Source organism: Corallococcus sp. NCSPR001, from assembly GCF_017309135.1.
In the GTDB taxonomy this organism is placed as follows: Bacteria; Myxococcota; Myxococcia; order Myxococcales; family Myxococcaceae; genus Corallococcus.
In genome coordinates, this window is the sequence record NZ_JAFIMS010000002.1 from 2,974,311 (window position 1) to 2,992,783 (window position 18,473).

Consider the following 18,473-nt stretch of genomic DNA (forward strand, 5'->3'; position numbering starts at 1 on the left):
TCGTCCGCTCCCGACGATGCACGCCTCGATGATCAGCGAGGGAAGCGCGTCGTCAATCGCTCCTGCCACGCATCGAGGGCCTGATGCACGGTCATGCGCTCGGTGGCGGTCTGGGCCTTCGCGGCTTCAGTGAAGATGTCCACCAACTGCTTCGTGAGTTCCGGCGCGACGTCCTGGTTCTGCGTGCGCTTGCGCAGCTCCACCACCAGCTTGTCCATGCGCTGGGCCAGCTTCTGCTCGGAGGCATTGCCCTGGGGCAGGGTGGGGAGCTTGGGAATCACGAGCGCCGGGACCCGGGGCGCCACGGGTGGCGCGACGACGGCGACGACGGGCGCAGGGGGCGCATCGTGCAGTGCGATGCGCTGGGTCAGCTCCTTCTCGATGTCATCCAGCGCGACATGGATGCGCGCACGCTCGGAGTCCGACGTCGCCTCCGCGGCGGCCCGGTACTGCTGGAGCAGCCTGCCGCGCAGCACTCCCTCCGCGTCCACGTCCTTCGCCCGCGCCAGCAGCAGCTTGAACAGCCCCGCCTGCCGCTGCTCCATCTTGATCTCGGAGGGAGTCACCGCCGGCAACGGTGGCAACTTCGTGGACTTCGCCAGGGTCGCTGTCGCGGTCTCCGCCTCCTCGGGCGCGGCGTCGTCGACGACCTCGGGCTGCGCCTCGACAGGGGGCTGCGTCTCCGTGACTGGCGGCGGCTCCACTGGAGGCACAGGTCTCGCGTCCACCAGCACCTGCTCGGAAGGCCGAGGCGGTGCAATCACTTGCAGCTGCTCCGCCTTCCCCGTCCGCGCTCCCAGCCCGTAACCCACTCCCAGCAGCGCCACCCCTGCGACCGCGGCCACCGCGAGCGACATCCCGTTCCGGCGAGCCGGAGCCACGATGGCCATGGGCACTGCCGGTACGGCCGGTGACTCCAATGGCGGTTCCGCGCTCCCGGACGGCACGGGCGGTCGCGCCAGGCTCCGGAGCTTCAGCCGCACGTCTGTCGCGGTCGCGGGCCGCTTCGCCGGCTCCTTCGCCATCAACCGCGCCACCAGGTCATCGAGCTCCGGCGGGATCCCCTCCACCCGCGACGACACCCGGGGCGGGATCTGCTCGACGTGCGCGAACATCACCTGCACGTTGTCACCCTGGAACGGCCGGGTGCCCGTGAGCATGTGGAACGCCATCACGCCCAGCGCGTACAGGTCCGCGGCCGGGCCCACCTCGCCTCCGCGGACCTGCTCCGGGGCCATGAAGTCCGGCGTCCCCAGCGTGGAGCCATCCGCCCGCGCCAGCGCGTCCTGCTCCTGCATCACCTTGGCGATGCCGAAATCCACCAGCTTGATCAGCGGCGCCGCGTCCGGCTGCTCCATCAGGAACACGTTCGCGGGCTTCAGGTCGCGGTGCACCACGCCCGCCCGGTGCGCTGCCGCCAGCGCGGCGAGGACCTGCTCCAACACCCAGGCCGTGGTCCCCACATCCATCCGGCCCTGCTCGCGCATCCGGTCCGCGAGCGACTGGCCCTGGAGCAGCTCCATCACCACGTACGGCCGGCAGTCCGGCAGCGTCCCGAAGTTGAAGATGTCCAGCACGCCCGGATGCCGGATGGCGTTCACCGCCCGCGCCTCCACCAGCAGCCGCTGCTCCTGCTCCGGGGACACCAGCTCCGCGCGCATCACCTTGATGGCCGCGTGCTTGCCAATCAGCGGGTGCTCCGCCCGGTAGACGACCCCCATCCCGCCCGCGCCCACGCGCTCGTGGATGACGAACTCGCCAATCTTCGATCCCACCAGCGGATCCACCGATGGCGTCGTTGGGACCTCCTCGTCCGTCACCACCTCCGGTGACCCCGCTTCTGGCAATCGTTGGCGTTCATGGGGGCCCCCAATGGTACCGGGCCCGGGCCATGACGTCGCGCGTCCAAGCGGGCCCGCTGCCCGCTCGGCCGCCGACCTATCCTCGCTGATCAGAGAATCCAGTTCTCCGAGAGCGGAAATGGTGATCCGTGGGGGCGTCCCGGCCTCAAGGAAACGGGGGGGACCCGTTGTAGAATCAGGTCCGTCCTTTCCTGGACGTTCCCGGGTCGCGCCTTCCGGATCCCTGCTCCCCAGGGACCGCACCCGAGGGGGAACATGGCACCGGCATACGACGCCCTGGTCATCGGCACCGGGTTTGGCGGGGCGGTGGCGGCCTGTCGGCTCGCGCAGGCGGGTTTGTCCGTGCGCGTGCTCGAACGCGGCCTGCGCTACCCGAAGGGCAGCTTCCCGCGCGACTTCGAGGACCCTCGCAACGGCTGGCTGTGGCAGCACCGCCAGGGGCTCTTCGACATCAAGCTCCTCAAGGGGATGAGCGTGGTGCAGGCCGCGGGGTACGGCGGCGGCTCGCTCATCTACGCCAACGTGCACCTGCGCCCGCCGCCGGACGTGTTCGCGTCCGGGTGGCCGGAGGGCTACAGCCGGGAGTCGTTGGATCCGTACTACGACCTGGTCGCGCACATGCTGGACGTGCAGCCCATCACAGCCTCCGCGCGCGGGCTGCCGCCCAAGACGAAGCGGATGCAGGAGGTGGCGAAGAAGCTGGGCCGCGAGGCGCAGTTCTTCTACCCGAACCTCGCCGTGCGCTTCGCCCCCGCGGGCGAGCCCCTGCCCAACAAGTTCGGCGTGCTCCAGGAGGGCTGCAGCTACTGCGGCGAGTGCGACATCGGCTGCAACCGCCGCGCGAAGAACACCCTGGACCTCAACTACCTGGCCGTCGCGGAGCAGCGGGGCGCGGAGGTCACCACCCAGGCGGAAGTCACCCGCATCGAGCCCCTGTCGCCGGGCTACCGCGTCACCTTCACCGACCACGCGAGCGCTGGCATGCAGCGCACCGTGGACGCCCGCCGCGTCTTCCTGTGCGCGGGCGCGGTGAACTCCACGGAGCTCTTGCTGCGCAACCGCGACGTGCACGGCACGCTGCCGGACCTGAGCGCGCGGCTGGGGTCGCGCTACTCGGCCAACGGAGACTTCCTCGCCTTCGCCTTCGACACGAAGGAGCCGTGGGACCCGGCGGTGGGCCCCACCATCACCACCGGCATGGTGGTGGAGGAAGGGCAGGGCAAGGACAAGACCTGGTTCCTCTTCCAGGAAGGCGGGCACCCGGTGCAGGCGGCGGGGCTGATGATGGCCATGGATCCGGACCGTGCGATGTCGCTGCCGGCGGACCTGCTCCAGCGCGAGCTGGTGAAGGTGCTGCGCACGCGCTCCAGGGAGATGGCCGCCATCGAGAACGAGCGCGGACGCTTCCAGGCCGTGTTCCTGGCCATGGGCCGGGACAAGTCCAACGGCCGGCTGACGCTGTCGCCCCTCACCCGCGAGCTCCAGGTGCAGTGGGACGTGCCCGCGAACCTGCCGCTGTACCGCACGCAGGAGCAGCTCTGCGAGGACGTGGCCCGGGCGCTGGGCACGCGCGCCGCCTACAACCCGCTCTGGGAGCGGCTGCACCTGCCGGTCTCCGTGCACAACCTGGGCGGCTGCGCGATGGCGGAGGAGCCCGCGTACGGCGTGCTCACGCCCGACGGCGAGGTGCACGGCTATCCCGGCCTGTACGTCATGGACGGCGCGGCGCTGCCGGTGGGCGTCGGCGTCAACCCGTCCTCCAGCATCGCCGCGGTGGCCGAGCGCAACGTGGAGCAGGTCATCCGCCAGGTGAAGGACGCGCCCAACTGGGTGGCGCCGGAGCGCGTGCCCGTGAAGTCCGCGCCCGCGTACCCGCCCCGCGTCAGCATGCGGATGATGCCGGAGGTGGAGGCGGTGGCCTCGCCGGTGGTACCGGGGACGGATCCGCTGGGCGAGGTGGTGATTCCGCCTGGCGGCACGGTGGCGTCCCCCACGCCGGTGGTGGGCCTGCGCTTCACGGAGCGGATGAAGGGCTTCCTCCAGCCGAACCACCCGTCACCGGAGGACTTCGCCGGGGCAGCGCGGGCGGGCCAGCGCGCGGGGCAGACGGCGGAGTTCGTCGTCACCATCACGCTGCCCAACCTGGACCGCTTCCTCGCGCAGGAGTCCCACGGCGGCATCGTGCAGGGCACGCTGCACGTGCGCGGCTTCACGCCGCCCGGGGGCGCGCCGGTGGAGAACGGCGTCTTCAACCTCTTCGTGGGCACGGAGCGCTTCTACGAGCGGCGCATGCTGTACCTGATGCCCTTCACCGGCGTGGACGGCCAGCCGTACCTCCTGGATGGCTACAAGGAGGTCAACGACGACGCGGGCTTCGACGTGTGGAGCGACACGTCCACGCTCTACACCGTGCTGCGCAAGGGGCATGAGCGCACCGGCCCCATCGTCGCCACCGGCATCATCCGCCTGCACCTGCCGGACTTCCTCCAGCAGCTCACCACGTTCTCCGTGCTGGGCACGTCCTCGCCGCTGAAGCAGGCGGACGCGATGCGGCGCTTTGGCGGCATGTTCATGGGCACGCTCTGGGACGTCTTCGCCCGCGCGAAGTTCGACTGAGGGGGAACACACCGTGGGCATGGCGAAGAAGTACGACGTGGTGGTGGTGGGCTCCGGCTTCGGCGGTTCCATCACCGCGCTGCGGCTGGCGCAGGCGGGCAGGTCCGTGGCGGTGCTGGAGCGGGGCCGCCGGTACAACCCGGGCCAGTTCCCCCGGGACGTCACGCGCGCGGATGAGCTGCTCTGGCGCCATCCCATCCGCCCGGAGGCGCGCGGGCTCTACGACGTGCGCTTTTTGTCCGGCATCGGCACGGTGACGGCGAGCGGCGTGGGCGGCGGGTCGCTCGTGTACGCGAACATCCACGTGCGGCCGGACCCCATCGTCTTCGACCATCCTCGCTGGCCCCGGGGCTTCAGCCGCGAGGCGTTGGACCCGTTCTACGACAAGGTGGCGCGCGAGCTGGACGTGAAGCCGTTCCCCGCGTCCGAGCCGCTGAAGAAGCGCGACCTGTTCCAGCAGGCCGCGCGGCGCATGGGCCGTCAGACCTTCGACCCGGACGAGGCCGTGTCCTGGACGGAGCCCTCCGCTCCAGGCCGCAAGGCGTGTCAGCGCTGCGCGGAGTGCGAGTTCGGCTGCCAGTACGGCGCGAAGAACACCCTGGACCTCACCTACCTGGCGCGAGCGGAGAAGCTGGGCGCCACCGTGTGGCCGGGCCTGTCCGTCTCCCACGTGCAGCGCGTGGCGGGCGGCTACCGGGTGCACTTCAAGGACCTGGCCACCGGAGAGAAGACGTCCGTGGAGGGCAGCCGCGTGGTGCTGTCCGCCGGCGCGCTGGGCACGGTGGAGATATTGCTGCGCAGCCGCGACCGGGCCCGCACGCTGCCGCTGGTGAGCGATTGGCTGGGCCGGGGCTACTCCGGCAACGGCGACTTCCTGGGCTCGCTGCACGGCAGCCGTGAGGAGATATTGCCGTGGCAGGGGCCGGACGTGGCCACGGTGATGCGCTTCTTTGACGCCGCGCCGCGCTTCACCATGGTGACGGCCACGTTCAACCAGCCGGCGACGGCGGTGCTCGCGGGCATGGGGCAGCCTCGGCTGGGGCTGCTGGGCGGCGTGGGGGCTCCGCTGTGGCCGAAGCTGTGGCCGCTGCTGCACGGCGCGTTCGCCAAGGGGCTGTTCAGCAAGCCGCTGGGGACCGGCGTGGATCCGGCGCGCACGAGCAACCTGTTCGCCATCGGCCAGGACAATGCCAATGGGCAGATGGTGCTCAAGGGCGACCGGCTGGACATCGAGTGGGACTACGCGAACGAGAACCTGGCGCTGGTGAACCGCATGACGTCCGCGATGCAGGAGCTGGCCTCGCAGTACGGCGGGACGTTCGCGCCGCTCGTCACCTGGGAGCTGTTCCGCCGGCCGTTCACGGTGCACTCGCTGGGCGGGGCGCACCTGGCGGAGTCGCCGGCCCGGGGCGTCGTGTCGACGGAGGGCGAAGTGTTCAACTACCCAGGACTGTACGTGGCGGATGGCTCCGTCATCCCCACGTCCATCGGTTTCCATCCGGTGATGACCATCAGCGCGGTGGCCGAGCGCATCGCGGAGGCGGTGGCCCATGGCTTTTGATTACCGAAGCAGCGCGGCGGTGTTCCGGACGCGGTCCCAGGATGTGACGCTCCAGGGACTGCCCATGGCGGAGCGGTACGACTTCCTCTCGGGCGACGGCGTGCCCCTGAAGCTCACCCGCTTCGTGGGCGGCACGAAGGGGCCGGTGCTGCTGGTGCACGGCGCGGGCGTGTGGAGCGGCATGTTCATGCTGCCCACGCTGAAGGAGAACTTCGTCCAGTACCTGGTGCGCCACGGCTACGACACGTGGCTGTTGGACTGGCGCGCCAGCGTGCAGCTGCCCCTGCGCCAGTTCACGCTGGACGACGCGGCGGACCACGACATGCCGGCGGCGGTGCGGCGCATCCGCGAAATCACCGGCGCGGAGTCGGTGCAGGCGGTGGTGCACTGCGCGGGGTCCGCGGCGTTCTTCATGTCCATGGCCGCGGGCCACCTGCCGGACGTGCGCACCGTGGTGGCGTCGCAGGTGGCGCTGCACCACCACACGCCGGCCTCCACGCGCTTCAAGGCGCTCCTGCGGGTGCCGGAGTTGCTGGACGCGGGGCTGGATTCGCTCACGCCGGATGACGCGTCCCGCACGCCGCTGTTCCAGGCGGCCTTCACGAAGGTGTCCGGCTTCCTGCGGATGGAGTGTGACAGCCCGGTGTGCCACCGGCTGTCGTTCATGTACGGCCGGCTGTACCGGCACGCGCGCCTCAACCCGGAGACGCATGCGCGGCTGGAGGAGCAGTTCGGCAAGTGCAACCTGCTGACGTTCCGCCACCTGGGGCAGATGGCGCGCGGCGGCCACGCGGTGAAGTTCGACTACGGCCGCTCGGAGAACCTGCGGCGCTACGGGCAGGCCCGGCCGCCGGACTACCTGGACCCGGAGCCCTTCCAGCGGCCCATCACGTTCGTCTCCAGCGAGCAGAACCGCACGTACCTGCCGACGTCCACGGAGCGCACCTTCCAGTGGCTGCGCGAGGCCAATGGCGCCCGCTGGTACCAGCGCCGCATGCTGCCGGGCTACGGCCACCTGGACACCTTCATGGGCAGCACCGCCGCGGACGACACGTACCCCGTGCTGCGCGAGGCGCTGGAGTTCCAGCCCCGCTGACTGGCCGCCGCCGTCCAGGGGAGCAGGAGGCGGAGCGACCGGCCGCCGACGATGGCGGCCCCTTCGCGGGTGCTTACCGTTGGGCCGACGTTGGAAGTCTCTTCCCTCGCTCGGTGGACGTGGAGGCCCGGATGAAAGCGGTCGTGCTCAAAGGCTATGGGGACGTGGACGTGCTCGCGGTGCAGGACCTGCCCGAGCCGAAGGTGGGGCCGGGCGAGGTGAAGGTCCGCGTCACCGCCGCGAGCATCAACCCGGTGGACTGGAAGATCCGCCGCGGGGACATGAAGGGGCGGATGGACCTGAAGTTCCCGGTGGCCATCCTCGGGCGCGACGTGGCCGGTGAGGTGGTGGAGGTCGGCACGGGCGTGGAGGCCTTCGAGCCGGGCGACCGCGTGATGGGCCTCGTGACCGCGGGCTACGCGGAGACGGTGGTCGCGCCCACGGAGGCCTGGGCGAAGGTGCCCGAGAACCTGGACCTGAAGGACGCCGCCGCGCTGCCGCTGGTGACGCTGACGGGCACGCAGCTCATCGAGGAGCACGTGCAGCCCTCGCAGGGGGACACGGTGCTCATCACGGGCGCGCTGGGCGCGGTGGGGCGCTCGGCCGTCTTCGCGGCGCGGGCGCGGGGCGCGCGCATCTGGGCGGGCGTGCGCAAGAAGCAGGTGGAGGAGGCCCGGAAGCTGGGCGTGGACGGCGTCGTCGCGCTGGATGATCCGAAGGACGTCGCGAAGCTGCCCACGCTGGACGCGGTGGCGGACACGGTGGGCGGCGAGGCCGTGGCGGCGGTGCTCGGCAAGGTGAAGCACGGCGGGACCGTGGGCACCGTGGTGGGCGAGCCGAAGGGCGCGAAGGAGAAGGGCCTCGTGGTGCGCAGCTTCATGGCCCATCCGGATGCGCGCCGGCTGGAGCAGATCGCGCAGAGCGCGGCGAAGGGGGACCTGGTGATTCCCGTCAGCCGGACGTTCAAGCTGGACGACGCGCGCGAGGCCCAGAAGGTCGCGGAGCAGGGCGGCGTGGGCAAGGTGCTGCTCGTCAACTGACGTGCGCGTTTCAGAACGGGGCGGCGCGGGTGAAGGACACGCGCTGCCCCGTCGCCGGATGCACGAACGACAGCGTTTCGGCGTGCAGGTGCAGGCGCAGGCCCGCGTGTCCGTACAGCGGGTCTCCCACGATGGGGGCGCCCAGGCCCTGGGGATGGGCCGCGTGGACGCGGAGCTGGTGCGTGCGGCCGGTGCGCGGATGGAAGGCCACGCGCGTGTGGCTCGCCGCGCGGTGGAGGACCTCCCAATCGGTGACCGCGGGCTTGCCGTGGAGGGAGTCGACGATCTGCCGGGGGCGGTCGTCCAGGTCCACGCGCAAGGGAAGGGTGATGGTGCCCGCGTCGCCGTGCACGGGCCCGTCGATGAGCGCCACGTAGCGCTTGGCCACGTCGCGGTGCAGGAACTGGCGTTGAAGGGACGCGTGCGTGCGGCTGTCCAGCGCGGCGACGAGCAACCCGGACGTGTCCAGGTCCAGCCGGTGCGCGAGCAGCGGTCCCGTGGCGTTGGGGTATCGCGCGCGCAGGCGGGTGAGCACCGAGTCCAGCAGTGAGGCATCCCGGCCCGGCACGGACAGCAGGCCGCAGGGTTTGTCGATGACGACGAGCCACGCGTCCTCGAAGACGATGGAGAGGTCCGGCGTGGGCGCGGGTGGCGGGACGAAGACGCGAGGCGCGGAGACCTGAAGGCCCTCCAGCATGAACGGGAGCAGGGGACCACACTTGTCGCGGCACGCGGGATAGAACGCGCCCTGGATGCGGCCACCGGACGCGGGCGGCGTGCCCCACCAGAACTCCGCGAGCGCCACGGGCTGGAGTCCCTGCGCGAAGGCGTACGCGAGCAGCTTCGCGCCCGCGCAGTCGCCGGCACCGGACGGGGGCTCCGCGCCGCCGTAGAGCAAGCGAAGGGGGCGGGTCTCTCCCCGGGCGTTGGTGATGGCGTAGGTGTCGTGGAACTGCTTCATGAAGCCGCGGGAGACGATGCGGCGCAGGCGGTCCAGCGCGCGCACCCGACGCTCCGCCTTCTCACGGGCGGGGGCGAGCTGGCGCCGGGCTTCCTCCTGCGCCGCGTCCCATCTGCGCTTCTCCGCCTTGTCGCCCCGGCTTTCCTGGTCGAGCGCGTGCAGCGCCCTCGCGCGTTCGGCCTCCGTGAGCGCGGATTGCGGCGACTGTGGCTCTTCGCCCAGGGGCTCCGTGCGCAAGGGAATGGCCAGGATTTCCGCACGGCGTTCGTGCCGCTGTACGCGCCGGGCATCGTGGCGCAGGCGCATGGCTTCGCGCTCCGTGGCCTCGCGTGACTGACGGGCGTCATCGTCCTCACGCAGGCGGCGCAGTTCCTCGGAGGTGCTCCACGCTTCGGCTCGGGCCAGGAGGGACTTCACCGTGGCATCGGCCACCGGCTCCACGCGGGCACGTGCCTCGCGGTCGAACACGGGAGGCACGAAGCCCGGGACGTCCCAGCGTCCCGCGAGCATCGCGGAGAAGGCGCGGAGCACGCCGAAGGTTCCATCCGGCTGCCGCACCACGAGCACGCCGAACATCTTCCCGCCGTCCGGCCCCTGGAGGATGTCGCTGGTCAGCCCTGGCGCGATGCAGCCCTCACGCAACGCGGCCTGCAGCGACTCCGCGGCCCTGCGCGCGAGGGCGTGCGGGCCCACCGCGTCGAAGGGGCTCGGGAACGCTCCTGGAACTTCATCCGCCCGGGGCGCCGGTTCGAGTGCGGTGAGATGCGGGGCCACGGCTCCGGAGTAGCATGAAACCGCACGCGGTCCCCACCGGTCATGAAGGCCTGGCGGGCAGGCTGGCCCCTGTCAGAATTGCGCGTCCATTCATGCCCATGCTCACTTCATCCGCGAAGTCTCGCTATCGGCTCGCCGTGCTCTTGACGGTCTTCGCCACGAACCTGGCGACCGCCGAGGAACCCGCGCCCTCCAGCAGGGCCAGCCCGGACGCATGTCCACTGGCGCTTCGCGTCGTGGTGGAGCCCCAGGAGCTGAAGAAGCAGGTTCGCGGCGCGAAGACGGTTTCCGGTTTGCGGAAGCTCCTCCACCCGCTGGGATTGGACTCCGCGTGGGAGCGGCAGGAGTGCATGAAGGAGGATGGAGCGGCCTCCGCGCAGCTCGACGTCTTTCGCGCACGCATCGTGTCGGCGGACGCGCAGGACATCATCCTCCAGGTCCGGGGACAGGCGTGTGATGGGCTGAAGTTGCTGGATGGCGTGGTGCTTCATCCGCTCGGCGCAAAGAACACCTTCTGCGCTGTCCGGATGGAGTTCCTGCCGGGCGTGGTGGAGAGCCAGGCCTTTCGCGTCGTGTTCTCCTTCGAGAACCTCACCGACCCGGTGCGGCAGGTCTTCCGGGTCGAGCAGCACGACGCGGACTCGCGCAACGAATACGAGACGCTGTCGTACTGGGAGGCGCAGGAGGGCGCATTGCGCTCCATCTTCACCATCGAGTCGGGCAGCCACATGGGCTTCGTCAACGGCGCGACGGAGGTGAAGGTCACCCCGGTGGGAGACGCCTTCCCACGCTTCCTCCAGGTCAAGGAGTCCAGCCGGGACTGCGGCGGTTTCGTCGACATGCCCTCGGGCGAGAGCGTCTATGAGGACAGTTGCAGGGACGCCGAGAACGAGGTGCGCATGTGCTACCGCCGCAAGTCGCCCGGTGCCCCAGGGGTCTACGACAAGTGCTAGGCCTTTGAATCCCGCGTTCAGGCGCCCACGGTCATGGAACAGGGATACGCCCCGAAGTGCGTCTCCTCGCGGGTGTGCACGGCCCCAGTTCCAGGTCGCGGTCCTCGGGCGGCGTCGATGCATGACCGTGAGCCATATGTCGGTAATGGCGTGGCGCGCTGCCCGTCACTCGCTTGAACGCGTTGCTGAAGGCACTCTCGGAGGCATAGCCGAGCGAGGCCGCGAGCTGGCTGATGGTGACCGGGTCTTCGCGCAGGGCCCGCTGGGCGAGCCGCATCCGCCACCGCGTGAGATACGAGAGGGGTGCCACGCCGGCGACCGCCTTGAAGTGCGTGGCGAAGCCGGTCCGCGACATGGCGGAGGCCTTGGCCAGCTCGCCGAGGGTCCACTTGTGTCCCGGATCGCCGTGCATGAGCCGGAGGGTGGGGGCGATTCGCTCGTCGCGGATGGCGCGGAGCCAGCCCGACGGCAGTTGGCCGGTGCCTCCCAGATGGGCACGCAGCGCCTGGACGAACAGGAGCTGCGCGAGCAGCTCCGAGGAGACAGCCCTCCCCGGGCGCACGCCCCTGCGCTCCTCGAGGATTTGCTCGAGGAGCCATTGAATCGGCGCCGCTTCGGGTGAGGCTCCGCGCACGTGGACCAGCGCGGGGAGCACCTCCGACAGGAGGGAACCGCTCGACGGGTGGGGCGACACGACCCCCGAGAGCACCACGCACTCGGGCTCTTCGCCGTCTCTGATTCCCGCGAAACCGTCTGTCATTCGCCGTGCGTCTTTCGGCGGAATGGAGAGATTGCTGGCGAGCACGAACCCCCGCTGCCCCGGCAAGAAGACGACATCCCCCTCCTCGAGCCGGACGCAGCGTTTCTGTCCGTCGAGCTGAAGCAAACAGGTGCCCCGCGCGACGGCCGCGAGCTTGAGTCGACCGAGCGATGGGAAGCGGAGCGCCCAGTCCCCTCGGGCGGAGAAGCCGCCGGACATCACGGAGCTCGCCTTGATCAGCCGCAGGATGTCGGCGAAAGGGTCGCTCGCGCTGTCGGGCGTGACGGGGACAGCGCGCTCGGGCTCGCTCGTCGATTGCTGGAGTTCGCAGCCGCCCCGGACCAAGGGCGCACGCGGCATGGGTGTCGTGGCGGCCCGCCGGCCCGTCGTGGCTGGGGCGCGAAACGAGCTGTCTACGCTTCGAGGTCGCATCAGCTCCTGAAGTAGCTCCCCCGCTTGAGATCTTCCAGCAGAGACGGATGGGTCGGGTGCCAACCCAGACGCTCTCGCGTCAGCTGACTCGACACCTGGCCATTCATGCTGGCGAACATCGCATACGCTCCGAAGTGCTCTACCGCTGCCTCTGGAGACTTGGAGACCAGGGGGACGCCGAGGCGCTTCGCGATGACGGCAGCGATCTCCCGGAACGTGACGACGTTCTCGGCCACTCCGTGGTAGCGGGTGCCCGCTGTACCCTTTTCGAGCGCGAGTCGATACAGCGTGGCGATGTCGCGGACGTGCACGGTGGGCCAGTGGTTGTCGCCCTGGCCCACGTAGGCCGAGACGCCCTTTTCGCGCGCGAGCCTGATCAGCGTCGGAAGGATGTGCAGGCCGCGGTCGCCCTCGCCGTAGACGAGCGAGACGCGCACCACCGATGCGCGCACGCCTCGCTCCGCCAGGGCGGTCGCCGTCTCCTCGGTGGCGGCGCGGGGAACCTCGGTGGAGCTGAATATGGACGCGTTGTCCTCGGTGGCGACGCGACCGGGCTGGATGACGGCGGTTCCGGAGGTAATGACCAGGGGCCGGTCCGAGCCAGTGAGCACGGCCCCAAAGGTCTCAATGGCTCGCCGGTCGGCCTCGGAGGCTGCCCCGAAGCGCGAGAAATCGGGCTCGAAGCCAGCATGAATCACGCCGTCGGCGAGCGCGGCGCCGCTCCGCAGGCTGTTCGGATCATCAAGGTCCCCTCGGTGCACCTTCGCGCCCGCCGCGGTCAACGCCTGTGCCGCCGCCTCGGACCGTGCGAGGCCGAGCACCTCGTGCCCGGCCCTCTTGAGCTCGGGGATGAGGGCGGAGCCAATGAAACCCGTACCTCCGGTAACGAATACTCGCATTCTGTTCTCCTGGAGCGACGGCACTGGAGGCCGACGCGCATGGGCCACAGCAATAGCGCCGGCTTCGCGAACGTGGAATGCGCCAAAGGCCAGAAGACTTGCGCGTTCGTTCGACGCGGGAATCGTCGACCCACGCAGGGATGGACGCACGACGCAGTGCCCGGATTCCAATCAGGCACAGGCAGCGGCGGAGGGGAATCGATCTACCAGGCGGTGGCGGTCCAGCGTTCGGGTGATGCGTTTGTTGTCTTCTTCTTCGAACTCCCGGAAGCGCTGATGTATCTCGAGGAGAATGCCGTTGAGGTGAGACGGCGATTTGAAACATTGGAGCTTGCCCTTGCCTTTCTGGAGGAGGCTTCGGGAACAGACGTGCGCGATATGACGCCCATGAAGGGGGGCAAGCTCTTCAGGTTGAATGAGTAGATTTTGATTCTAGACTCCGGCCCCATGGCCACTGCCCGTCCTGTCGCTGTTGGCATCCTGCTGTTGACCGCGCTCCTCGTGCCAACGGGGACCGTGGAGGCGCGCGCTGCCATCCTGAAGGCAGGGGAGGGATGGAGGCTGGAGGTGGATGGCCAGCCCTATGTGGCGAAGGGCGTCACGTTCAGTGGCACCGGTGGGCCCGCGAACTTCGACAAGGATTGCGAGCGGCTGCGCGCCATTGGCGTGAACACACTGCGCACCTGGGGCACTGGCGAGGAGACGGCCGCGCTGCTCGATGCCGCGCACAAGCATGGCCTGCGCGTGCTCGTGGGCCTATGGCTGCGGCCGGGCCGCGCGGGCATGGAGAATGACGACGCCTTCGACTACGTGCGTGACGCCAAGGGCCGTGAGGCGCAGCTCCAGGCCACGCTCGCGCAGGTGCGCCGCTTCAAGGACCATCCGGCGGTGCTCGCCTGGGGCGTGGGCAATGAGGTCATCCTCAATTCGCCGGATGAACCATCGAAGGTCGCCTACGCGCGCTTCCTGGAGAAGGTCGTCCGCGCGGTGAAGAAAGCGGACTCCGCGCACCCGGTGCTGTCCGTGGATGCCTGGACGCTGGGCGTCCCGTTCTGGGAGAAGTACGTGCCCTCGCTGGATGCGTATGGCTTGAATGTCTACGGCCGGGGCATCCACGCGCTGGCGGACGCGGTGAAGCAGGCCGGTGGGCGCAAGCCGTGGTTCATCACGGAGTTCGGCGCGCAGGGGGAATGGGAGGTCCCCAAGGACGCTCGCGGCGTGCCCCAGGAGCCGGGTGACGGAGAGAAGTACGACGTCATCGTGGACGGCTGGCGCAACGCGCTCGCTCCGCACGTCCAGGCAGGCCGGTGTCTGGGATTGTTCGTCTTCAACTACAGCGCCGCGCTGGACCACGGAGGACTGTGGTTGGGGATGCTGTCCGGCACCTCCACGCGGCCGGCATGGCACGCGGTGCGGGAGGCGTACACGGGCGTGAAGCCAGTGCCCGCGCTGCCCGTGCCGGTGCGCCTGGAGGTCCGGGGCGTGGAGAAAGACTGGGCGACCGTGGCCTTCGACGTCACCTCCACCACTCCGCTGGAGGTCTCCTTCGCTTACAACTTCCGGGGCGCGGCGACCCGGGCGGAGCGGGACCGCGTGACGGTGCTGGAGTCCCGGAAGGGGATCACTCCCGGTACGTGGCGGGTGCGCCTGCCAGTCGTGACGGGCGCCATCAAGCTGTATGCCCTGGCGAAGGACGGGGCGGGGAACCTGGTCGCGGCCACGACGTCCGTGGCGGCTCCCGCGGCTCCCTGAGGCAATGCGCTACAGTGCGCCGCCATGTCCTGGCGTCTGCTGTTCCTCTTCCTGCTGTGTCTTTCAACGGGTTGTGGCCACTACGGTCTTCCCCCCTCCACGGCGAGTCACGGTCATCTGTCGCTGGCCATGGCTGCCTACCTGGACGACCCGAACTCCTACGAGCGCCGCGTCGCCCAGGGCACGAACTTCGGGTTCGTCACCACCGACGCGCTCGCTTCCTTGAAGTCCCCTTCCGTGGACGTGGAGCCCGACCAGGCGCCTCGTGTCTTCGAAGAGGTCATCCAGCTCCTGAAGGGAAATCCCTCCGACGCGGAGCTTCGCCGTGCCTTCGGGGAGCTGCGAGCCGCATGCGATGCGGACTACGAGAAGGCGTGCATGTTCTTGAAGGAGCAGGTGCAGCCTTCGGTCCTCCTTGAAGCAGCGGCGGTGCGTCCCATGAATCGGGAGCCGCGGTTCACCCACGCCCAGTACGCGCTGATCATCCTCGGCTGCCGGCTGGAGGTGGATGGCCGCCTGCGCGACTGTCAGGTCATCGAGAGTGGGCCGGAGCATGAAGCGGAGCACCTCATCGCGCAGCTCTCAGAGGACCGGTACACGCCGTGGAGGCTGGCGGGACATCCGATGAGCCGCCCCTACACCTTCAACTTCCATCCCGTTTACGGCAGCAATCGAAGCGCGGACCTGTCCACGGAGTTGAAGTTGGAGTGGGCCCGGAAGCGGGTGGGGTGGGCCCCCACGAGCACCTCGGCCTGGACCAACCTGGCCGCGCAGCTCGCCATCCATGAACCGGATCATCCGCATTATCCTCGGGCGCTGGCCCGGGCCTACGCGCTGGCGCCCGAATACTGGTGGACCGCCACGGAGATGGCCTGGCAGCACGTCCAGGCGGGCCAGCACGCTGACGCGCTGAAGGCCCTGCGACCTGCCCTCCGCCGCTCCTCGTTTGCGCTAGGCGAGCACCCCAACCCCTACGTGCTGGAGACCGCCGCCGCCGCGCACTTCGGGCTGAAGCAGTGCACCGAGGCGCTGGCACACCAGCGCAAGGCGGTGGAGCTGCTGCCCGCGAAATGGCCCGCGCCAGAGCGAGAACGCTTCCAGGCCAGGCTCCAGGACTACCAGGCCGCCTGCGCCACGTCCCCGGCCACGCCCTGAAGCACCGCGCTCAGGGCTTGAGCGGCCCGTCCTCCGGGAACTGCCGCATCCACCCGGGCGCGAGGTTGGCATTGGCCTTCAGCGCGGCGTCCCGGTCCGCGCGGGCCTGGGCCGAGCCCGGGTCCTTCGTGCGCAGCAGCGCCGCGCGCAGCAAGAGTGCTTCGGCCCAGTTCGGACGCTCCGCGAGCAGCGCGTTCGCCAGCGTGAGCCCCTTGGACAGGAGCGGCTCCGCATCCTGCTTCGCGGCCTTGCGCGCCACGGCCCACTCACGGAACAGGTGCCCCTCCTCCAAACGGACCTGCTGATTCGAGGGCTCGACCTTGAGGGCCTCCTCGTAGTTCTGCTCCGCGCCGCTGAACTGCTCTTCCGCCTTCGGCTGGTTCGTGCGCGCCGAATAGCGGGCCATCACGCGGAAGAACTCGCCAGTGGCCCGGTGTTGCACGACGCGATCCCGGCTGAGCCACTCCATCGCGTCATCCTCGGCGTGCGGATGCCTGAGCGTGGGCTCCGGATCGCGGCCCTGCTCCAGCAACTGGCGCGCTTGGAGGTGGGCCATCTTCGCGAGCCCCTCGAATCGCTCATCCTTCCGCGCTCGCAGGGTGGGTTTCGTCTGGAGGTAGAGCGCATCCGCCCGGGCCGCCGCCGCGGTGGGATCCGCTCCACGCCACCAGGCGTACTCCGCTCGCAGCGCGTGGACCTCCGCCTGCCCGAATCTTCCCAGGTCCAGGTAGGACGCCAGCTTCGTCGCCTCGACGTGGGCCGCCTCCGCCTTGTCGAGCAGCGCGCTGGGATCGCCTCCGTGCTCCCAGGTCTCCTTCGCCTGCTCCAACAGGATCCGTCCCAGCTGATGATGCAGGTAGGGATTGCGTCGCTGGCGGATGAACTCGGAGTCGAGGAAGGACGCGACCTTCTCCAGTTCCGGTCCTGCCTCTTCCCCCCGGGCCCGTCGCCGCTGGGCCTGCGCCACGCGGATGCGCGCTTCCAGGAGCCACACCTCGGGGGCCCTCGTGTTGACCCTGACGGACTTCACCCAGGCGGCTTCCGCCTGCTCCAGGTCCGCGAGCGCGTCCTTCGTCGCCGGATCCATCGCCCGGGCCAGGAGCAGCTCCCCCAGCCGGACCCAGTACGTCGGGATGCGCTCCTCGAGCGCGAGCGCGCTCCGGTAGGCTTCGATGGCTTGATCGCGTCGCTGCGCACCCGGCGACCCGGGCTGGAGCCTGGCCAACTGGGAGAGGTTGTCCGTCCAGGCGCCGAGGAGCCGGGCGCGGAGCAACTGGTACGCGAAATCCCGTGCGGACGGAGGCGTGGTCTCTAGCAACTCCAAGGCCTCCTTGAGCTGGTAGCTCCCACCGGTGCCCCGGCTCGTGGCCTCCTCCGTCTCCAGCACGAACGCCCGGCTCCACTCCACGCGGCCACAGGTGCTCGCCGCATCCAGCTCCAGGGCGTGTTTCGCGGCCTCGATGGCATCCTGGCGCAGGGCTCCGGAGAAGGGCTCGTCGCGGTCCGGCCGCTCCGTCAACGTGTTGAGGAAGCGCGCCTTCTCGCAGGCGAAATCGGCGTTGCCGGGATCCACCCGGGCCGCCAGGTCCAACGCCTCAACGCCCCACTTCATCGGGCCCGGGTCTCCACCGGTCAGGAGCAGCACGGCGCCGGAGAAGTCGGGGCGGGTGAGGTTCAGCGCGGCGGTCTCGAAGCGCGCCCGCGCAAGGTATGCCGGAGCGAAGCTCTCCGCGGTGGTCGCGGCCTCCGTGAGGGCCTGGCGTCCGGCCATCAGGTCCTCGCGGGCATGGACCTTGTCGTTGCTGGCCCAGCGTTGGGCGGCGCGCAGCAGGAACACGTCCGCGCGCAACAAGCGCGCTTCCACGAACCACGGATGCCGTGTGCCCACGGACTCCAGGAGCGCGAGCGCCGCGTCCAGGCGGTCCTCGTGCAGCGCGACGAGCGCCGCGCCGAAGTCCGCCGACGGGACCTCCGCCCCCGAGGCCTGCCGCAACAGCGTGAGCACCGGCTGCCGGTACTGGCGCTCCACGTCCTTCTCTCGCACCTTGCGTTCATCCGCGTCCGGCGTGGCAATCGCAGCCAGCCGCAGCACGCGGTAGTGCTCGCTCAGGGCCTGGGCCCGGGCCCACGCCACGTGAGGCTCGCGGAAGCCCGCGTTCCAGGCGGCCTCCAGGTGTGTCCGTGCCTCCGCGTCCTGGCCCAGCGCGCGCGCCCCGCACCCGAGCGCGTAGTGCCCGGGCCCCTGCGCCTCGGCGCCGCCCAGGGCCATCTCCTTCGACAGCGTCTCCATCCAGCCCCGCAGCTCCGCCTGCTCCGCGCGCACGTCGTGCATCCGGGTCAGGCCCACCACGTGAGCCCGTGCCTCGATGCGCTCGGCCGCTTCGGTGAAGTGCGACGCCCAGGAGGCTTCCCGCTGGAGTGACTTGTCCGCCGCGCACGCCGAGGTCAGGACGAACACCAGGATGGGCAACGCCCGGACGGTGTGCCAGGGCCAGCCTGCGGTCGTGTCGTTGGGGGTGTCTCTCACGGCGACGGCTCCAGGTGCGTTTCGGAAGATGTCTATTCCCAGATGACGCAGCCTCGCGTCATCACGGTTTGCTCATGGACGCCTG

13 protein-coding genes are annotated in these 18,473 nt (G+C 70.0%); 8 read left to right on the top strand and 5 right to left on the bottom strand.

Annotated features, from left to right (window positions below; all coding sequences use genetic code 11):
• Window positions 1-32: 32 nt before the first annotated feature.
• Complete coding sequence (locus JYJ93_RS14280; RefSeq protein WP_242543808.1) at window positions 33-1,847, bottom strand: serine/threonine-protein kinase; 1,815 nt, start codon at window positions 1,845-1,847, stop codon at window positions 33-35.
• Window positions 1,848-2,117: 270 nt separating this feature from the next.
• On the opposite strand from JYJ93_RS14280, the gene JYJ93_RS14285 reads away from it, so the two are divergent.
• The 4 genes from JYJ93_RS14285 (at window position 2,118) to JYJ93_RS14300 (ending at window position 8,175) form a co-directional block, all read left to right on the top strand.
• On the top strand, window positions 2,118-4,478 hold the full coding sequence (locus tag JYJ93_RS14285; protein WP_206791199.1) for a GMC family oxidoreductase: 2,361 nt from the start codon (window positions 2,118-2,120) through the stop codon (window positions 4,476-4,478).
• Between the two features lie 19 nt (window positions 4,479-4,497).
• On the top strand, window positions 4,498-6,039 hold the full coding sequence (locus JYJ93_RS14290) for an FAD-dependent oxidoreductase (protein WP_206791201.1): 1,542 nt from the start codon (window positions 4,498-4,500) through the stop codon (window positions 6,037-6,039).
• Entirely contained in the window at window positions 6,029-7,135 is a 1,107-nt protein-coding gene (locus JYJ93_RS14295; RefSeq protein WP_206791210.1) for an alpha/beta fold hydrolase, read from the top strand. The genes JYJ93_RS14290 and JYJ93_RS14295 overlap by 11 nt, the downstream gene beginning before the upstream one ends.
• A gap of 131 nt (window positions 7,136-7,266) precedes the next feature.
• Window positions 7,267-8,175: an NADP-dependent oxidoreductase gene (locus tag JYJ93_RS14300; protein WP_206791219.1), complete on the top strand. Its 909-nt coding sequence runs from the start codon at window positions 7,267-7,269 to the stop codon at window positions 8,173-8,175.
• A gap of 10 nt (window positions 8,176-8,185) precedes the next feature.
• Here JYJ93_RS14300 and JYJ93_RS14305 read toward each other — a convergent pair whose 3' ends face one another.
• Window positions 8,186-9,910 (bottom strand): pseudouridine synthase, encoded by a 1,725-nt coding sequence (locus JYJ93_RS14305; RefSeq protein ID WP_330166746.1) that lies wholly within the window; start codon window positions 9,908-9,910, stop codon window positions 8,186-8,188.
• 92 nt (window positions 9,911-10,002) lie between these two features.
• Between JYJ93_RS14305 and JYJ93_RS14310 the strand changes: the two genes are divergently transcribed.
• Complete coding sequence (locus JYJ93_RS14310; RefSeq protein ID WP_206791220.1) at window positions 10,003-10,863, top strand: hypothetical protein; 861 nt, start codon at window positions 10,003-10,005, stop codon at window positions 10,861-10,863.
• Between the two features lie 31 nt (window positions 10,864-10,894).
• Here JYJ93_RS14310 and JYJ93_RS14315 read toward each other — a convergent pair whose 3' ends face one another.
• Both JYJ93_RS14315 and JYJ93_RS14320 read right to left on the bottom strand, forming a co-directional pair.
• Window positions 10,895-11,983: an AraC family transcriptional regulator gene (locus tag JYJ93_RS14315; RefSeq protein WP_206791222.1), complete on the bottom strand. Its 1,089-nt coding sequence runs from the start codon at window positions 11,981-11,983 to the stop codon at window positions 10,895-10,897.
• A 71-nt stretch (window positions 11,984-12,054) separates the two neighbouring features.
• Window positions 12,055-12,954: an SDR family oxidoreductase gene (locus JYJ93_RS14320; RefSeq protein WP_206791224.1), complete on the bottom strand. Its 900-nt coding sequence runs from the start codon at window positions 12,952-12,954 to the stop codon at window positions 12,055-12,057.
• 39 nt (window positions 12,955-12,993) lie between these two features.
• On the opposite strand from JYJ93_RS14320, the gene JYJ93_RS14325 reads away from it, so the two are divergent.
• The 3 genes from JYJ93_RS14325 to JYJ93_RS14335 are packed head-to-tail and all read left to right on the top strand — an operon-like array spanning window position 12,994 to window position 15,861.
• Window positions 12,994-13,377, top strand: coding sequence for a hypothetical protein (locus JYJ93_RS14325; RefSeq protein WP_206791226.1), 384 nt, complete (start codon window positions 12,994-12,996; stop codon window positions 13,375-13,377).
• A 24-nt stretch (window positions 13,378-13,401) separates the two neighbouring features.
• Window positions 13,402-14,706 carry a glycoside hydrolase family 2 TIM barrel-domain containing protein gene (locus JYJ93_RS14330; protein ID WP_206791228.1) on the top strand — a complete coding sequence of 435 codons (1,305 nt, stop codon included), beginning with the start codon at window positions 13,402-13,404 and terminating at the stop codon, window positions 14,704-14,706.
• Between the two features lie 24 nt (window positions 14,707-14,730).
• Complete coding sequence (locus tag JYJ93_RS14335) at window positions 14,731-15,861, top strand: hypothetical protein (RefSeq protein WP_206791230.1); 1,131 nt, start codon at window positions 14,731-14,733, stop codon at window positions 15,859-15,861.
• 10 nt (window positions 15,862-15,871) lie between these two features.
• Here the strand turns inward: JYJ93_RS14335 and JYJ93_RS14340 are convergent, their stop codons facing one another.
• Complete coding sequence (locus tag JYJ93_RS14340; protein WP_206791232.1) at window positions 15,872-18,388, bottom strand: hypothetical protein; 2,517 nt, start codon at window positions 18,386-18,388, stop codon at window positions 15,872-15,874.
• Between the last annotated feature and the right edge of the window lie 85 nt (window positions 18,389-18,473).

Coding starts and splice junctions, on each gene's coding strand:
- JYJ93_RS14285 (WP_206791199.1), top strand. CDS start 2,118: ATGGCACCGGCATACGACGCCCTGGTCATCGGCACCGGGTTTGGCGGG.
- JYJ93_RS14290 (WP_206791201.1), top strand. CDS start 4,498: ATGGCGAAGAAGTACGACGTGGTGGTGGTGGGCTCCGGCTTCGGCGGT.
- JYJ93_RS14295 (WP_206791210.1), top strand. CDS start 6,029: ATGGCTTTTGATTACCGAAGCAGCGCGGCGGTGTTCCGGACGCGGTCC.
- JYJ93_RS14300 (WP_206791219.1), top strand. CDS start 7,267: ATGAAAGCGGTCGTGCTCAAAGGCTATGGGGACGTGGACGTGCTCGCG.
- JYJ93_RS14310 (WP_206791220.1), top strand. CDS start 10,003: ATGCCCATGCTCACTTCATCCGCGAAGTCTCGCTATCGGCTCGCCGTG.
- JYJ93_RS14315 (WP_206791222.1), bottom strand. CDS start 11,983: ATGCCGCGTGCGCCCTTGGTCCGGGGCGGCTGCGAACTCCAGCAATCG.
- JYJ93_RS14320 (WP_206791224.1), bottom strand. CDS start 12,954: ATGCGAGTATTCGTTACCGGAGGTACGGGTTTCATTGGCTCCGCCCTC.
- JYJ93_RS14325 (WP_206791226.1), top strand. CDS start 12,994: ATGGGCCACAGCAATAGCGCCGGCTTCGCGAACGTGGAATGCGCCAAA.
- JYJ93_RS14330 (WP_206791228.1), top strand. CDS start 13,402: ATGGCCACTGCCCGTCCTGTCGCTGTTGGCATCCTGCTGTTGACCGCG.
- JYJ93_RS14335 (WP_206791230.1), top strand. CDS start 14,731: ATGTCCTGGCGTCTGCTGTTCCTCTTCCTGCTGTGTCTTTCAACGGGT.